General features: G+C 57.6%; 10 protein-coding genes. 5 read left to right on the top strand and 5 right to left on the bottom strand.

The annotated features are described in order from the left end of the window. Positions 1–63: 63 nt before the first annotated feature. Genes AC2FEB_RS09965 through AC2FEB_RS09955 form a run of 3 tightly spaced genes read left to right on the top strand, consistent with a single transcriptional unit; the run spans position 64 to position 2,878 of the window. The gene (locus AC2FEB_RS09965) at positions 64–729 is read left to right on the top strand and encodes a TRAP transporter small permease (protein WP_496672892.1); all 666 of its coding nucleotides are present in this window, start codon (positions 64–66) and stop codon (positions 727–729) included. Beyond that, positions 729–2,087, top strand: coding sequence for a TRAP transporter large permease (locus AC2FEB_RS09960; RefSeq protein ID WP_496672895.1), 1,359 nt, complete (start codon positions 729–731; stop codon positions 2,085–2,087). The genes AC2FEB_RS09965 and AC2FEB_RS09960 overlap by 1 nt, the downstream gene beginning before the upstream one ends. Before the next feature lie 11 nt (positions 2,088–2,098). Beyond that, positions 2,099–2,878 (top strand): IclR family transcriptional regulator, encoded by a 780-nt coding sequence (locus tag AC2FEB_RS09955; protein WP_117873668.1) that lies wholly within the window; start codon positions 2,099–2,101, stop codon positions 2,876–2,878. Positions 2,879–3,314: 436 nt separating this feature from the next. Here AC2FEB_RS09955 and AC2FEB_RS09950 read toward each other — a convergent pair whose 3' ends face one another. From AC2FEB_RS09950 to AC2FEB_RS09930, 5 genes are all read right to left on the bottom strand, one after another. Then, positions 3,315–5,051, bottom strand: a complete 1,737-nt coding sequence (locus AC2FEB_RS09950; protein ID WP_496672899.1) for a Mur ligase family protein — start codon at positions 5,049–5,051, stop codon at positions 3,315–3,317. Between the two features lie 14 nt (positions 5,052–5,065). Further along, positions 5,066–7,867, bottom strand: coding sequence for a cyanophycin synthetase (gene cphA, locus AC2FEB_RS09945; RefSeq protein ID WP_496672902.1), 2,802 nt, complete (start codon positions 7,865–7,867; stop codon positions 5,066–5,068). 54 nt (positions 7,868–7,921) lie between these two features. Continuing rightward, positions 7,922–8,776 (bottom strand): cyanophycinase, encoded by an 855-nt coding sequence (locus AC2FEB_RS09940; RefSeq protein ID WP_117873661.1) that lies wholly within the window; start codon positions 8,774–8,776, stop codon positions 7,922–7,924. A gap of 628 nt (positions 8,777–9,404) precedes the next feature. Next, positions 9,405–10,901 carry an L-piperidine-6-carboxylate dehydrogenase gene (amaB, locus tag AC2FEB_RS09935; protein ID WP_496672951.1) on the bottom strand — a complete coding sequence of 499 codons (1,497 nt, stop codon included), beginning with the start codon at positions 10,899–10,901 and terminating at the stop codon, positions 9,405–9,407. A gap of 18 nt (positions 10,902–10,919) precedes the next feature. Continuing rightward, positions 10,920–12,026: a saccharopine dehydrogenase family protein gene (locus tag AC2FEB_RS09930; RefSeq protein WP_496672905.1), complete on the bottom strand. Its 1,107-nt coding sequence runs from the start codon at positions 12,024–12,026 to the stop codon at positions 10,920–10,922. 594 nt (positions 12,027–12,620) lie between these two features. Between AC2FEB_RS09930 and AC2FEB_RS09925 the strand changes: the two genes are divergently transcribed. Both AC2FEB_RS09925 and AC2FEB_RS09920 read left to right on the top strand, forming a co-directional pair. Next, entirely contained in the window at positions 12,621–15,095 is a 2,475-nt protein-coding gene (locus AC2FEB_RS09925; protein WP_496672908.1) for a CoA transferase, read from the top strand. 241 nt (positions 15,096–15,336) lie between these two features. Continuing rightward, a complete protein-coding gene (locus AC2FEB_RS09920) occupies positions 15,337–16,587 on the top strand; it encodes an aminotransferase class V-fold PLP-dependent enzyme (RefSeq protein ID WP_496672911.1) in 1,251 nt (416 codons plus the stop codon). Positions 16,588–16,596 lie beyond the last annotated feature (9 nt).

Genomic DNA, 16,596 nt, shown 5'->3' with positions numbered 1-16,596 from the left:
TAGACTGCCAGAACCGGCCCAAACGGGCCGGTTCAAACAATACCGACTGGGAGGACGGGCTTCATGTCACTTTGGGCAGACATTGGCGCAATTTTCAGCGCTTTTCTCAGCCAGGATTCATTTGAGATACAAATTGCTCTGGAATCCGACGCCGCTTGGATCGTTGGTGCGGTCGTTGCCGCGATCGGGGGTTCGCTGGTCATGCTGATCTATCGAAAAGTCCCGTTGATCGAGCGTCATCTGGAACGTTCGGTCATGGTGTACTCTTATCTTGCTATTGCGCTGATCATTTTCTGGGGCGTGATCGACCGGTTTGTTTTCAACGATCAGGAACCCTGGTCCACTACCATTCCTCCGCTTCTGTTTATGGTAATGGCTTGGTTCGGTGCTTCCTACAACGTGCGACTACGAACGCATCTGAGTTTCAGCGAATTCCGTACGGCCATGCCCCGTGGCGGGCAACTGGCCTGCCTGTTCCTGGACGCCGTGCTGTGGTTCATCTTTGCGGTGATTGTCATCGTGACCACCTCGCGGCTGGTGGCGCTTTCGGCCTCGAACTTTCAGATCGTTCTGGGCACGGACAATATCATGCAGTGGTGGTTCCTGCTGGCAGCACCATTGTCATTCTTTTTGATGGTCGGTCGCGTGTTTCAAAACCTCGCGGATGACTTGCACAACTGGAAAACAGGCGAGCCGCTGATCAAGCAGGCCGTGATCGGGGCAGACTGATGACAGACGGAACACTTGTTACACTAATCTCGCTGGGGGTCACCTTTCTCTTCATGCTGGGCGTGCCGGTGCTGCTGGTCATCGGCTACTGGGTCATCGGATGTTCCTTTGTCCTTGGTCTGACACTGGACAATATGGGGGCCGAACTGCTGAACGTCTTCAACAAGGGCTTCGCACTGTTGGCGATGCCGTTGTTCATCCTGACCGGAGACCTGATCAACAAATCCGGTATCGCGCGACGGCTCAGTGATTTTGCCTATGCCTGCCTGGGCTGGATACGTGGTGGACTAGCAATGGCATCGCTGGGTGCCTGCGGGCTTTTCGCGGCGATTTCCGGGTCGAACTCAGCCACAACGGCGACCATCGGGTCGATGCTTCACCCCGAGATGGTAAAAGGCGGCTATGACGAACGGTTCAGCGCAGCCACCGCTGCTGCGGGCGGCACGGTCGGTATCATCATCCCCCCTTCGATCATCTTCATCGTCTATGGCTTTCTGATGAACCTCCCGATTTCCGAATTGTTCGTCGCCGGTATTCTGCCCGGTGCGCTGATGGTCATCGGGATGCAGCTGGCGTGCTGGATCATCTGCCGCATGAACGGGTGGGGCTATCTGATCCCACTGCAATTGAACCGGGTGCTGAAGACCGCCTTTGGTGCCTGGCTCGGCTTTTTCGCCATCGGTCTTGTGCTCTGGGGCATTTATACTGGCAAGTTTTCTCCGACAGAGGCCGCGGGTGTGACCGTGGGCTTTTGTGTCATTGCGGGGCTGGTCAGCCACCCTATCAACCGGATCATGGGGGCCCGGAACGATATTCCGCCAACCGAAAAGAGTTTCGCCGAAATGTTTGTGGTCGAAGGGTTCACGATTCCTGAGATCCCCTCAATCGTTATCAGGTCTGCCCAGATTACGGGTATCCTGGCACCTTTGATCGCAATTTCGGTGGTGATGCAGCAAATCCTGTCGCTGCTTGGTGCTCAGGAAACAATCGGAAACTTCGTGACCTCCATGGGGGGGTACCATGCGGTTCTGTTCACATCGATGGTGATTGTCTTCTTCTCGGGCATGGTGCTGGAAAGCCTTCCGGTCACGATCATCCTGGCCCCGATCCTCGCGCCGATAGCGGCCTCGGTCGGAGTCGACCCGATTCACTTCTCGGTGATATTCCTTGTCGGGGCATCCATCGGATTTATTACGCCGCCATATGGGCTTAACCTATATGTAGCTTCGGGCGTGACGGGTGTGCCGTACTTCCGGTTGCTGCGCTACACGGTGCCTTACTTGGTGGCCCTGTTATCAGTCTGGATATTGGTGTCGCTGGTCCCCGAACTGGCCTTGATCCTACTGCCAAATAACTAGAATGTGAAGGAATGGCCGAGACGGATACAAAAGACCGAGAACCTCAGATACCCACCAACCTGCGCCTGTTGCTGATCCTTGAAGAGGTGGCACGGCGCGGGGTGGCGGTAAAACCCTCGGACCTGATCGACGCATTGGGATTGGCCAAGCCAACAATCCATCGTTTGCTGCAAACGGCAGAGGCAGAGGGGTTTCTGCAACGTGATCTTGACGGACGGTCTTATGGTCCGGGCAGACGATTGCGGCTGTTGTCCGTGAATACCATGTCCGCCGAACATCTGCGGACCGCGCGTCTTGCCATCCTGCGCGGTGTGGCGGACGAAGTGGGCGAAACATGCAATCTGGCCATCCCGGATCGAGAAGGCATGATCTACCTCGACCGTGTGGAAACCAAATGGCCGTTACGGATCCAATTGCCAATCGGAACCCAAGTGCCGTTCCACTGCACGGCCAGTGGCAAGATGTACCTTTCCACCTTGCGCCCCAAAACTCTGAACGGGTTCTTGTCGGCGGGAAAACTGAAACAGCAGACCACCCGTTCGTTGACAGAGCCGGAGTCTTTGCTGAGCGAAATCAAGATGACGGCCGAGCGGGGATTCTCCACCGACGACGAAGAATTCATGGCAGGTATGGTTGCAATCGCGGTGCCAGTACAGGACGCGCAGGGCAGGCTTGTCGCCACGCTTTCAGTTCATGCCCCAACGCAACGGCATGATGTTGGCAGTCTGATGTCATTTCTCGACACCTTGCGCAGGGGTTCAGAACACCTGTCGCGTCTGTTGGGCGAGTAACTGCGCAGTGGGAAAACCTGCAATCGAATAATGTCAGGATTGAGAAGTTGAACCTGCACGGTGAAGGCTATTCAGCAGCTTTTTCTGCAGAGATAAGCACCTCACGACATTGTCCACCCAAACCGGATCATATCTGTTGAGGGTAAAGGTAGGACGACACCACCCATGCTTTACCGGCCTGATCGATCTGTTCCGCAATGTCTCGGATGATTGTGAAGAGATCACCATTGGCGCCAAGGGTTTGACAACGTCGGCGAGTGAATTGGCTCAGCCTCCGCCGGCGAACTCGAACGATGGATTAAGTCCTCACAATCTGAGAAAATCAATGACCGGGCTGACAGTCCCTCATGGCGGTGATTTCCTGGCCGCCGCAAGCCGATTGTCAGCTTGGTTTGCTTTTCAATCGATCACCGGGATACTCCAACGGGCGTTGCACCTACGCGCCCAGCATCTCAAGTACAGCGTCGCGTTCTGATAGGACAAGCAACAAGGCAAGATCCCCGGGCTCGAGTTGATCCAGAATATTGGCGGCCGCCTGAGAAGGGGATCGGACCCTTTGGATCTGATCAGCCCTGTATCCGTTCTGCAAAGCCGTCCCTTCGATCAGGTCCGGGATTTCGCCCAAGGCCCGGCCTCTCAGATAGCCTTCCAGTTCAGCGGCAACGATCACGTCGGGTTGGAACTTCAAAGCCGTCGCGGTGACGTCCCGAATGTCCTGATCCGATCTGTCACCTGCATGGCTGAGCATGATAAAGCGGCGTTTTGCCGGAAGGCCTGACAGCGCATCGCACACGGCGGAAATCGAGTGAGGGTTATGTGCGAAGTCTACAAAAACACGCGCGTCATTACGATTGAACTCGTTGCAGCGCCCCGGATTGTCCTGTGCATCAGGTTTGAAACCCGCCAGCCCATCCCGCACCGCCTGAAAGGGTAGATCCAGCGCCAGAGCAAGGCACATGGCTGCCAATGCGTTCAGGATATTGTATTTCGCCACCCCGCCCATTGTCAGGGGCACACCTGACACGGCAATAACGTTCCTTTCGGAACTGCCATCAAAATAGATGATGTTGCCTTGGTGCAAATAGGCGCAGCGCCGGCCCGCTTCTCGGGCCTGACGTATCAGATCGTTCTGCCTGTCCAGCGAAAACCACCAGATATTCGCCAACGTGTTTTTTGCCTCGGCCCGAACATACGCGTCGTCAGCGTTCAGGGCCAGCACACCGCCTTCGACCAGCGTTCGGTGAACGGCAAATTTCGCCTGCGCCAGTTCCGGCACGGTATTGACGCCGTATTGGCCCAAATGGTCATTCGCGACGTTGGTGACAGCCGCCGCCGTGGCCGCACGCGTCGGCAGGCCGCGGCGCAGTATCCCCCCACGGGCCACTTCGAGGCATGCGATCTCAAGCCGCTTGTCGCGCAGCAACATCCGGCCGCCCCCGGGGCCCGAGTAATCACCACGGTCCAGAATATCGTCGCCCACGCGCACAAACTCGGTCGAGGTCAACCCTGCGACTTTGCCCGAGGCGCGCGCGATCGCTTCAAGCAATCGGGTCGTCGTGGTCTTGCCATTGGTTCCGGTGATGAACGCAACGGGAATGTTGTGAAGGCTGGACCAGTCCACGTCACCGGGGGCGGGCAGCGCTTCGACCGGCCAGACCTGACTGCCTGTGCCGTGGCCGATTGAAATCTCATCATCGTCACACAGAATGTCCACGCCATGCGCCTCGGCCGCTGTGATCAGCTCGATCAGGCGGGGATTGGCTTCTTTGGCCATGACAGCTTTGACATCCGCCACCATTTGATCAAAGTCACCGGAAGTTGCGCCCAACAATTCGGCGGCACAGAAGTGCCATGCCGTCTGCGCCGCGAAGATCGCAGAATACAGCTGATCCATCGGTGCGGATATCACCAGATTGATGCCGCCGGTAAAGGTGCGATATGTCAGGTCCTGATCCTGCCATCCCAGCGCGTCCAGCACGCGCCGGGCATTTTTCTCCCACAGCGCAGAGACCCGAGATGGGTCAATCTCGGTGAAAAATACATCCATCACTGCCCCGGGTTTATTCCATAGCAGGCCGGGCCCAGTCAGACGCCGGGCGTCATCCACCTGAATATGATCAGCGGTCGCGCTTGCAATGGTCAGCGCGGTTTCAAGCTCTTCAATCCGGTCCATTCCGGCGCCTCCGCTCAGTCGGCGTCTTCGCTGATCTCACGAGCTAAACGCACGCCGCGCTCGTCTCGGATCAGGTTTTGATCGCTTTCGAACATGTCCTCGAACGAATTGTCGGCGGGACTGGTCCTCGGTGCATCCTCGGTATCTGGGGCTTTACTGTCAGAGTTGAAATAGATGATTTGTTTCCAGCAGCGTGTCGTTTCGTCGCCGAAGATCACCAACAGATCCCCCGGCGCTGCTTGCTCCAGCCCGGCTTTTACGGCCTCAACCTCATCCGGGATGATTGTAATGGATGCATCGTCGACTCCGTTGTCGATCAGTGCCTGACGCATCATTTGTGGCACTTCGTCGTGCCCCCGACCCCTGCGGCGGTCATCGGCCTTGCAGATGAAATGGTCAAAATGTCCGGCCAGCGCGGCTGCTCCGTCTACAATATCTTCATTGCGCCGGTCGCCAGGCATGGCAACCACGCAAAGTCTGCGACCCTTGATCTCCAATTGATCGGCCAGCGCAGCCATCGCTTTGAGTGCGGCGGGGTTATGGCCGTAGTCCAAGATCACCTTGAACGAATGCTCGTCATAGACGTTCATGCGCCCCGGAGCCTGGAAATAACTGGTATCGAAGGTGCGCAACCCGTGCCGGATGTTGTCCAGATCAACCCCAAAACTATACGCCATCGCTGCAGCGAACATGGCGTTTTGAACGTTGAAGATTGCCTTGCCTTCCAACGTGGCAGGGATCAGATGCGACCATAGTACCGGAATATGCAGCCCGTTGTCATAAATCGTCAGCATGTCGCCGCTCATGCCCTTTTCCAGCACGATAGCCTTTCCGCCCGCCTTGATATGTTCCTTGACAAGGCCGTGGCCGGGGTTGGTTGTGACATAGAAGATCTGATCTGCCCCGGCATAATCGGCCATTTTCAGACAATTGATGTCATCGGCATTCAGAACCGCTGTATCCGTGGCGCTTTCCACCACCACGCGTTTCACCACAGCCAGTTCCTCGACCGTGTTTATGCCGCCAAGGCCAAGGTGGTCGGCCGAGACGTTCAGGCATGCCGCCACGTTCGAACGCTGGTATCCCAGACCAGACCGCACAAGCCCTCCGCGCGCGGTTTCCATTACGGCGAAGTCAACCATCGGGTCGCGCAAGACGATCTGTGCGGATTTTGGCCCGGTCATGTCACCCTTGACGCTCAGTTTTCCGTCTACATAGACACCGTCGGTAGAGGTCATGCCAACGATCTTGCCGCTGGTCTTCATGATATGCCCGAGCATCCGTGACGTTGTCGTCTTGCCATTTGTGCCGGTGATCGCGGCGATCGGGATGCGGGTTTCCTCATTGGCCGGAAAAAGCATGTCGATCACTTTGCCTGCCGCATCGCGTGGCTGTCCTTCGGACGGGGCCACATGCATTCGGAACCCGGGTGCCGCGTTCACTTCGACAATTGCACCACCAATGTCCTTGTAGGATTTGGTGATGTCGTCGATCAGGAAATCGACGCCGCCCACATCCAGCCCAACCGCCATGATGGCACGTTCCGCCATGTCGCGGTTGTCGGGGTGGACCACATCTGTCAGGTCGATTGCAGTGCCGCCCGTCGAAAGGTTCGCGGTCGAGCGCAGATAGAAAACCTCACCGTCTGGCAATACGGTTTCTTCGGTTACGCCCGCGGCTTCCATTAGACGTTTGGCCTGATTGTCGATCTCCAACATGGTCAGCACTTTTTCATGCCCGATGCCCCGGCGCGGGTCTTCGTTCACGATATCGACCAACTCGGCAATCGTGTGTGTGCCGTCACCGACCACATGGCCCGGAACCCGTTTGGCCACTGCAACCAGCTTGTTATTTACCACCAGCATCCTGTGATCGAACCCGGTGACAAAGCTTTCCACCAGAATGGCGCGGCTGCGGGAATGTTCCTTGGCCTCGGCGAAGCCAGCCTCGACCTCTTCATCGGAGTTCAGATTGATCGAAACCCCCCGCCCATGATTGGCGTTCAAAGGTTTGACGACCACCGGATGGCCAATACGCCGTGCAGCGCGCACTGCTTCGCGCGCAGAGTAGACCATGCGCTGTTGCGGTACCGGAAGGCCAAGGTCGTTCAGCAGGTTGTGGGTATCTTCCTTGTCGCAGGAAATCTCGACCGAGATATGTTTGGTCTCGGATGTAATCGTCGCCTGAATGCGTTTTTGATATTTGCCGTGCCCGAATTGCACCAGCGAGCCAGAGTTGAGCCTGATCCAAGGTATGTCGCGTTCTTGCGCCGCCTTGACCAGCGATCCGGTCGACGGGCCGAATTCCTTGCGCTGCGCGCGCAGAACAAAACTGCGCAGCTCATCGTCCCAGTTGAAGTCCGGGTCGAAATCGCAATCCACCTGTTCTTTCAAAGATTGCGGCAACAGGTGCATTAGTAGTCGCATCGCAAGTTTGCCTGCATCCAGACCAACGTCGCGCTGACGGTATTCGTACACCATGTTGTACTGGCCCGGTTCGCCTGTGCCGCGCGTCCGGCCAAAGGTCACATCGGAGCCGGCTACGTTCTGAACCTCGATGGCACAATGTTCCAGAACGTGACCCAGCCACGTGCCTTCGTCTTCGCGCAGGCGGCGGATGAAACCGCCGGGTTCGCGATAGGAACAGCCATGTTCGGCAAGACCAGGAAGCGCCTCGATCAATGCATCGATAAACTCGGAACCAATTTTCGCCGAGGGCCACTCTTCCAGAACGCCAAGATCGATGACGTGGCGAATAACCGGGAAACTTGCCCAGACATTCGGGCCGACAAATACATTGGTCGAGATTATTTTCATGAGGCTCCTCGTTGGTTAACTTTAATTTCCCCCGCTGGCGGCCTCTTAACCGGATTAATCCGGCAACGTGCAGAACGCCATATGCTCATCTGGCGGAAAAGCCTGGCGAGCCGTCAGATCATAACGGCACCCTTCGCCCAGAACGTCAAGCCGAAGTCCCAGCAGGCTCAGCGCTTCGCCCCGCCGGGCGTCCCACATTGATGAATGTGTCAACTGGCTGGCGTCGACCACGGTAACCGAACCGCTGCCGATGACTTCGAAGACGTTGTCGGGTCCGATGAAGGCGGCCGTGTCTTCGTCAATGCCAAGGCCGATCAGAAATGGGTTGAAAGATGAAGCTGTTAGCAGCCGACCCAAACGGTTCCGCTGCGTGAAATGCTGATCGATGATGACAGCATTGGTCAGGCCCATGCCCGGTGCAAGTGTGATATTGCCTTCGGCAGGTGCCGAGTTGCCGCTTCCACCGGCCACCATATGCTCGGACATGATCGAGGCGCCCGCCGAAGTTCCGGCAACCGGTACACCGGCTGCATTACGTCGGCGTATTTTTTGGGCGACCAGAGTTCCTCCAAGAATCGCAGAAAGGCGCAACTGGTTTCCACCGGTCATGAAAACTCCGGTCGCCCGGTCAAGCATCTCGGCATACTCGGGGTTGTCACAATCCGCCCTGCGCGAGATAGGCAGGAACTCAACCTTGCCCGCGCCCAGCTCGGAAAAGATGCGGTTATAATCGGGTCCTGTTTCTTCCAGCATCGAGGCCGTCGGGATTACGACGATGTCAGCATCTTCGCCGCCAGAAAGCTCAACGAATTTGCGATGGATCTGCATTTCCTTGACGCGATCTTCGCCGCCTCCGATCGGGATAATGAACCCGCGTGGGGTCTCTGCATCAACGGGTGCAGGGCACATATCTTAACTACCTTCCGGTGCTGAAGCGGGCAGTCACCGGGGACCGCTCGGACGCTTAAATCTGTTCTTACATGCCGCGTCGGGCTACCTGGCCATCGCGGACATGCCATTCCCCCCGGGGCCATCTCATGCCGTACAGCAAGGTTTTCGTCAAGAACCACCGGATCGGCGCCCATTCCCGCTTTCCGGCGACCTGCGCGATGCGGCTTCAGCGCATGGGCCACGTATGAGGTGAACAGCGCCAGCGCATCGGACAGGACCATCCCCTGATCAATGAGGTCGCGCAAAGCCCCGGACAACCCCTCGCCGAAAGGTGTTGGATTGCCGTCATGAAAAGAGGCGGGCAGTCAGCCGCCACCCCGGCGATAAACGCATGGCAATCAATCAGTCCCGGAATGACCGCCGCTGTGTCGGCATCCGAACCCCTGGCCTGAAACAGGTCTGGTTAGTCTGGTGCCGGATCTATGCTCCCCGGTGGATAACCGCGTAAACGAAGCTGACCTTGCCTGTGCTTTGGTTGCCGCCTTAACATGCTGGAATGAAATTTGAAAATCACCCGGGACTGGTTGTCCCGGATGATGTATTCGCCAGCTTTGCGAGGTTTTGCCCAACGGCTTTCCAGTGATACTCAGATGTCGAATTTGACGCCCTGAGCCAGTGGGAGTTCGGCAGAGTAATTCACGGTATTTGTCTGGCGACGCATATAAGCTTTCCACGCGTCCGAACCGCTTTCACGCCCGCCGCCGGTTTCTTTCTCTCCGCCGAAAGCGCCACCGATCTCTGCTCCTGAAGGTCCGATATTGACGTTGGCAATGCCGCAATCGGACCCGGCCGCGGTCAGGAACTGCTCGGCCTCGCGCATGTTCAGGGTAAACACGCAGGATGAGAGGCCTTGCGGTACGTCGTTCTGAAGCTCTACCGCGTCGTCGAAATCATCATAGCCCATGACGTAGAGGATCGGCGCAAAGGTTTCGGTTTTCACTGTTGAAGTCTGATCGGGCATTTCGACAATCGCAGGTTCCATGTAGACGCCTGTCGGAACGCCTTCGGTAACGCGGTTGCCGCCGAACACCGAACCGCCTTCTGCTTCGGCTGCTTTCAAAGCTGCGGTCATCGCCGCGCCCGCCGCTTCGTCCACAAGCGGACCAACCAATGTGCCCTCTGTCAGAGGATTGCCAACGGGCAGACCCGAATAGGCTTTTTTCAGACGGCTCACCAGTTCTTCCCGGATCGAGTTGTGCACGATCAGCCGACGCAGCGTGGTGCAGCGCTGACCAGCGGTGCCTACTGCCGAAAAGACAATCGCGCGCACTGCCATCTCCAGATCAGCCGAAGGGCCGACGATCATTGCGTTGTTGCCCCCCAGTTCCAGAATGCACTTGCCAAAGCGCTGTGCGACGATGGGGGCGACAGCGCGGCCCATGCGGGTCGATCCCGTGGCCGAGATCACGGGAACATCTTCGCTAGCCACCAGCCTTTCCCCAAGACCTGCGCCACCGATAAGCGTTTGCAGCAGACCGTCCGGCGCATCGCCAAATCGGGTCAGGGCGCGTTCGAAAATCTTCTGGCAGGCTAGTGCCGTCAGCGGGGTTTTTTCGGACGGTTTCCAGATCACCGGATCACCGCAAACAATTGCCAGAGCGGCGTTCCACGACCAAACCGCGACCGGAAAGTTGAAGGCCGAGATCACGCCGACCGGTCCTGCAGGGTGCCAGGTTTCCATCATCCGGTGGCCAGGACGTTCGGATGCGATAGTCAGACCATAGAGCTGACGCGACAGACCGACGGCAAAGTCGCAGATGTCGATCATCTCTTGCACTTCGCCCAGACCTTCCGAGGTGATCTTGCCTGCTTCCCAACTGACCAAAGCGCCCAGGTCATCCTTGGCCGCGCGCAACTCCTCGCCCAACAGGCGGATCAGTTCACCCCGGCGCGGGGCAGGGACCACGCGCCATTCCTTGAACGCAGCCTTGGCACGGGAAAAGATGGCGTCCATGTCAGAGATCGGCGTCTCATGCACTTCGGCCAGCAGGCTTCCGTCAATCGGTGACGTGACCTTTAGCGTGCCGCCTCTCAGTTGGGCCTCGGTCAGATCAAGATTTGCGAGCGTGGTTTGGGCTGTCATAACGATGTCTTTCATATCTCAGGCCGCCTTGTTCTGCTCGGTGACGTCACCAGCGCGATACAGCTGGCCGAATTCAGTGTTGAGGAAATCATCCAGCTTGACTTGTTCCTGCCGGACAAAGCCTTTCGAGGGCAGCGCTCCGATCCGCATCAGATCGACCACTCCCAGCACGCCTGCGGCGGTCGTGACCTGAATGGCGCTCCAGACCTGTCCGTTGATGCTGCGGGCAAAGGATTTGTTGATCAGGGACTTTTCGCGCAGCGCACCGTCGATCTTGCCCTTTGCGGTACAATATACCAGCACCACATCCTGATCGGTGCGGGGCAGGGCCGCCTCGAATATCTCCTTCAGCAGGTCGCGGCGGCGTTCCAGTCCCAGATCGTTCAGAAGCAGTTTAAGGATATCGCAATGGCCCGGATAGCGGATCGAGCGATAGGACACAGCGCGCGCCTTGCCTTCCAGCGTTTCCGGCAAAGTGCCCAGACCGCCCGAGGTATTGAAGCATTCGTATTCCACACCGTCATGGCCCAGCACTTCGTAGTTCTCCAGCGGCGCGGTCTTGACCAGCTTGCCATTCACGATGGCATCGCATGAGTTGCAGTATTCGTTGATCAACCCGTCGGTGGACCAGGTCAGGTTGTATTTCAGCGCGTTGGTCGGATAAAGCGGCAATGCCCCCACCCGCATATGCAGGCTGTCAATCTCGTCAAACTCCGACGCCAGCGAAGCCCCGGCGATGCCGACAAAACCTGGTGCCAGACCGCACTGAGGCATAAATGCAGTCGCGCTGTCCTCGGCAAGTTCACGTACTGCGCTTGTGGCCGCGACATCTTCGGTCAGGTCAAAATAATGCGCGCCGGCCGTTTTCGATGCTTTTGCAATCGTAGGGGTCAAGAAAAATGGGGCCGCAGAGATGACTGCATCGAACCCGTTCAGTTCCCGGGCCAGACCGTCCGCGTCTTTGGCGTCAATCTGCTTGGTTCCAACGCCCATTTTTGCGATATCGCCAAGAGCTTTCAGATCATTATCTGCCACTGTCACAGAGTAATTCGGCGACCCTTTCAAAAGGGTTGCGATCATCTGCCCGATCTTTCCAGCGCCGACAACGCACACATTCCAGGACATAAAAATCTCCGCTTCTTCCTATCCTGTGCCAAGCGTGACAAGTAGCCGTGACATTTCATAGGTGTGAATTTGACGAATTGATGTACAAGTATGTCATAATGACAAAAAAAACGACACTATGACGAAATTGCGATTGCCGCTGGTGTGCCGCGCCGTAACCATATTTTTTGCGCCGTTTGGTACCTTGGAAGGTCCACTTTCATCGGCCGTTCAGCGAGCCCTCGTTCTGGTTTTTGGCCTCAATCTTCTGGTGGTCTCGTATAGCGACCGATCCGCATCCATCCGGACCTCGGAACGCTACTCAATATGCGACAAACGAGCAGTTTTGAGCTATGTTTCTCGTTTGCGACATCCCCTGGTCAAATCGGACAACTCCTTGGCTTTGCTCGGCTGCATGGTACGCCCAGTTGTCGCAGGAGGAGGCTTTGACTCTCAATAGGGACAACTCTATCGCGCGGGATAAGGACAGGTGTTGCATTGATAAACTATGTTCCAAGCTTGGCAATTCAGCCTGCTCCGGGAAGGGCATGGCGAACACCTGCCAACAACCCACGCTACAAATGTCAATCTATCATTCTGGATGAGTAGCAACGAATGACTGCAAGGCCGCTCGATCATATTCGTGTCCTCGATTTTGGCCAATACCTGGCCGGTCCACTGGTTGGCATGATGCTTGCCGATTTGGGGGCAAAAGTAATCCGCATCGACCCGCCCGGTGGCCCGCGATTGAAAGAACCGGCCACTGATATGCTGTCACGTGGCAAAACCGCTGTGACGATCGACCTCAAATCGGACGCGGGTTTGAAGGTCACACGCGAATTGGTGGCCCGGGCTGACGTGGTGATCGAGAACTTCCGGCCCGGCGTGATGCAGAGGCTTGGCCTGGGTCCGAAAGCTCTGCGCGACATAAATCCGCGCATCGTGTCATTGTCACTTCCGGGGTTCGCCTCAACCGATCCCGCGCTGGCACATCTTCCCGCGTGGGAAGCCGTGATCGCTGCCCGTACCGGGCAGTTCACGGATATGGGGCTGAACCGGCGCTTGATGGGCATCAACCCATCCTTTTCGCCTTTGACGCTGGCATCGGCCTATGGCGCTTCATTCGGCGCGATGGCCGTGCAGTTCGCTTTGGCTGCACGTGATCGGAACGGAGGCGATCACATCGAGGTGCCTCTGGCTTCGGCGTTGCTTGAAGGGTTGGTCTATAATTGTGAACAGATTGAAGACTATCCCGAACGCTACAAGTCTCCTCGCGAAGTGGAACTTGACAGGCGCGCAGCCGAAGGCTTGCCAACGGATCTGAGCTTTGCGGAACTGGAAGAGTTCCTGGACCCTTTCTATCGAACTTATACCTGCGCCGACGGGCGCGGGTTCTATGTGGTCGCGGGCAGTGTGAAAACACATCCGCGGCGGGTGTTGGAGACGCTTGGCCTCAAAGATCTTGCCGATCAATTGCCGGACTTCGACGCCTATCTCGATGCTGCAGACTGGCCAGACGAATGGTCGCTGCGCAACTACCCCGTCGGAGCAAGGGATCGCGCGCGTGTGTCCAGCGCGATGAAGAAGGCCTTCCTGACAAGGCCCTCTCATGAGTGGGAAGCGCTTTTCGGGTCTGCCAAGGTGCCCGGAACGGCGCAACGGTTCAGCAAGGAATGGCTGGCCGATCTACATGCTTTGGCCTCGGGTCTGGTGTTGGAGGTAGAGGACCCGCGTCATGGGAACATGAAGCAGATGGGAAATGTTGCTTGGCTTGTGGATGATGGCGCTGCGCTGGTCAAAAAACCGGGCCCGGATCCCGATGACGCACCCGTTTCAACAATACTTGCTGAACCGCCGCGCAGCGGACGGCCAGCCGCAAGCGGCCAAGGCTGGCTGGAGGGGTTAAAGGTGCTGGACCTGACCAACGTGATCGCCGGTCCGACGATTGGGTCCACGCTGGCGCGATTTGGCGCAAAGGTGACTTCCGTTCAGCCGGTGGAGCCTTCGGTCGATCCGTGGAATACCGTGGTTTTCGGCCTGCACGCACATCGTGGAAAACAAAGCGTTTTGCTGAACTTGAGCTCGGATGACGGAAAGCAGGCGTTGCGGCGGCTCATCGAATCCTCGGATGTCGTCACCATGAACGGCACGGATGAGCAGCGCGATGCCTTGGGGTTGAGCGAGGAAGAGCTGGCGGCGATCAACCCCCGCCTCATACTTGTGCAACTCGATGCCTTTGGCGGTCCTGCGCGCGGACCCAAGTCGGACCATCTGGGGTATGACGACCTGGCGCAGGCGGCGACAGGGGTCATGGTGCGTTTTGGCGGTGGCATGGCGACACCCGAAGAACACGCGCATTTCGGTACGATTGACGTGCTGACCGGTTATTGCGCATGTGTTGCGCTTGGTGCGGCCTTGCTGAGATTGCAGAAAACCGGCAAAGGCGGGATTGCGCGGGCTGCGTTGGCGGCGGCCGGGAATCTCATTCAGGCGCAGTTGATGTATGATTTCGAAGGCCGCGCGCCTTTTGACGAACCTTCCGGGCGCGAGGCAATGGGCTGGGGACCATTCTACCATTGCTATCGCGCGGCTGACGGGTGGATGTTCTTTGCCGCACCCGCCGAACAGCGCGAAGCCCTGCGCCGTGTCTCAGACCTTGCCACCATGGCCGATGTGCCGGAACAGGAATTGCAGGCCGCTCTTGCGGATCGTTTTGCCAGGCAACCTGTTGAATACTGGCAAAAGGCGTTTTCTGGTTCCGCCAGCACCGTCATGCCTCTGGGATCGCTGCATGACACGCGCGACGCCGTGTTGCAGCCGGAAAATGCCGGGAATATCGACCTGACGCGGGGAACGTTCAGTGTCATTCGGCATGACATGCATCCCATGGGCCGGTGGTGCGATCTGGTTGCCCCAAATGCCGTGCGACCCGAACGTGCCCGGATCGTCATTCCCGGACCGATGCCGAAATACGGCGCGGATACACGCAGCATTCTGCGAAGCGTCGGGTATGCAGATGAGGATATCGATGCGATGATCTCTGCTGGATCGGCCGCAGTAAGCTGGTCGGAAAAGTACTTGCCCGAGTAGCCGACCAGCCACAGACGGTTCGGAAATCAAGGAGATATGCCATCCGCCGCCGCAGGCGCGGAGTCTCGGCACCGGCGACGGGTGGTATCTGTCGTGACAAGCTTTGGTTTGGTGCCCGCGCGACTTGCACAGAATATTCAACCGCTTTGCCACAGTTTTTTTTGCATGTCTTGCGGCAGGAACCGTCCTAGGTTCGTCAAAGCACTGCTTTGCATACACAACGAAACAAGAACCACTGACCATGAGCCAAATATCAGAGAGCCTGCTTAAACAAATCCGCAGCCGCTTTGCCCAGATCGATCATTGCCCCGAACAGGGTGAGCGGATCTTTTTCGAGAATGCCGGAGGCGCACTGACATTGAATTCAGTGTTGGATAGTTCGGTGCGCTATGCCGCCATCCCGGACAACCAAGGGCGCGACAATCCGGGATCTCATGCGCTGGTTGCCACGATCAACGCGGCCAAGGCGGATTTGCGGGATTTCATGAACGCACCCGGCGGGCAGTTCTTTGTGGGTGAAAGCGGTACAGAGCTGCTGTTCCGGCTGATCATGAACGCATGTCTGGGAACAGGTCCGGGCGTTGTGCTGGGATCCACATTGGAACACCCGGCCACGCGTTCGGCCTGTGATCGTTGGGCGCGCATTTCCGGGCAAACCCACGTTTTGCTGCACCATGTTGACGCCGCCGGCACCGTCTTTGCCGAAGCCTATGCCGCGGCTGTGACACCGGATACCAAAGTGGCGACGATCCTGCATACCTCTCCGGTGACAGGAATGGGCGTTGATGTCGCTGCCGTTTCTCAGGCCATCCGAACCGTGGCTCCGGACTGTTTCATCATCGTCGATGGCATCCAGCACGCAGCGCATGGCCGGATCGATCTGACCGCCTATGACGTCGATGGTTATGTGATCTCACCCTACAAGGTATTTTCGCGCCATGGTTACGGTGTCGCCTGGATTTCGGAACGGCTGACCGCGCTGGACCACGACGCCTTGCTGGATGGCCCAGCGGACAACTGGGAAATGGGCACGCGCGACACCGGAGCTTATGCCACTATGTCAGACGTCGTGTCCTATTTCGAATGGCTGGGCAGTCAGGTCAGCGATGCCGAAGATCGGCGCGGCAAGTTTCTGGCGGCGGGTGATGCTATCCATGCGCAGGAAAAGGCGCTGACCGACGCGATGATCCACGGCACCGGCAATCTGAGCGGCCTGGCCGAGATGGAGAAAGTCACCATTCTGGGCGGGGCCGACAATCCCGCGCGAGAAGGTCTGGTATCGCTGCGTGTCGAAGGCGTGGCCTCGTCCGAGGTCGTCAAAAGGCTGAACGAACAAGGTATTCGCACGCATCTGCGCAAGGCGGATCACTATTCCGGCAATATCCTGACGCCGCTTGGCTATGACGCCTGTGTGCGGGTCTCGATGTGTCACTACAACTCGATTGGCGAAGTCGCCAAATTCCTTGCTGTCATGAAAGAAATCGCCGCCTGAGCCGCGCCA

The sequence above is a fragment of the Ruegeria sp. YTSC106 genome, from assembly GCF_059609765.1.
This window is presented reverse-complemented; position numbering and strand designations above follow the sequence as displayed.

Excerpts from the sequence above, each read along its gene's own strand:
- AC2FEB_RS09965 (WP_496672892.1), top strand. The coding sequence starts at position 64 with ATGTCACTTTGGGCAGACATTGGCGCAATTTTCAGCGCTTTTCTCAGC.
- AC2FEB_RS09960 (WP_496672895.1), top strand. The coding sequence starts at position 729 with ATGACAGACGGAACACTTGTTACACTAATCTCGCTGGGGGTCACCTTT.
- AC2FEB_RS09955 (WP_117873668.1), top strand. The coding sequence starts at position 2,099 with ATGGCCGAGACGGATACAAAAGACCGAGAACCTCAGATACCCACCAAC.
- AC2FEB_RS09950 (WP_496672899.1), bottom strand. The coding sequence starts at position 5,051 with ATGGACCGGATTGAAGAGCTTGAAACCGCGCTGACCATTGCAAGCGCG.
- cphA (WP_496672902.1), bottom strand. The coding sequence starts at position 7,867 with ATGAAAATAATCTCGACCAATGTATTTGTCGGCCCGAATGTCTGGGCA.
- AC2FEB_RS09940 (WP_117873661.1), bottom strand. The coding sequence starts at position 8,776 with ATGTGCCCTGCACCCGTTGATGCAGAGACCCCACGCGGGTTCATTATC.
- amaB (WP_496672951.1), bottom strand. The coding sequence starts at position 10,901 with ATGACAGCCCAAACCACGCTCGCAAATCTTGATCTGACCGAGGCCCAA.
- AC2FEB_RS09930 (WP_496672905.1), bottom strand. The coding sequence starts at position 12,026 with ATGTCCTGGAATGTGTGCGTTGTCGGCGCTGGAAAGATCGGGCAGATG.
- AC2FEB_RS09925 (WP_496672908.1), top strand. The coding sequence starts at position 12,621 with ATGACTGCAAGGCCGCTCGATCATATTCGTGTCCTCGATTTTGGCCAA.
- AC2FEB_RS09920 (WP_496672911.1), top strand. The coding sequence starts at position 15,337 with ATGAGCCAAATATCAGAGAGCCTGCTTAAACAAATCCGCAGCCGCTTT.